This is a genomic window from Mesorhizobium sp. M8A.F.Ca.ET.208.01.1.1 (assembly GCF_004791315.1).
Lineage (GTDB): Bacteria > Pseudomonadota > Alphaproteobacteria > Rhizobiales > Rhizobiaceae > Mesorhizobium.
Map to the genome: position 1 here is coordinate 1 of NZ_SRUT01000425.1, position 281 is coordinate 281.

At 62.3% G+C, this 281-nt stretch carries 1 protein-coding gene; it reads left to right on the top strand.

All coding sequences use genetic code 11. The features are described from left to right. Positions 1-36: 36 nt before the first annotated feature. A partial coding sequence (locus tag EN851_RS35950; RefSeq protein ID WP_189587383.1) for a LemA family protein occupies positions 37-281 on the top strand: 245 nt, incomplete at its 3' end.

Sequence of the window (281 nt, forward strand, 5' to 3'; positions counted from 1 at the left end):
AATGCTTCGCACGCAACTTCTGTCGAGGGACCAATCATGATTACCGAGCGCCTCTCACCGCCCTCCCTTTTCCGCGCCCTGCCTGCCTTGCTGATGATGGCTTTCGTGCTGCCGCTGCTTGCCGGCTGCGGCTACAACACCATCCCGACGGCCGAGGAGAATGCCAGGGCGGCCTGGAGCGAGGTGCTCAACCAATACCAGCGCCGCTCCGACCTGATCCCGAACCTGGTCGAAACGGTGAAAGGCTATGCCTCGCATGAGAAGGACACGCTCGACGCCGT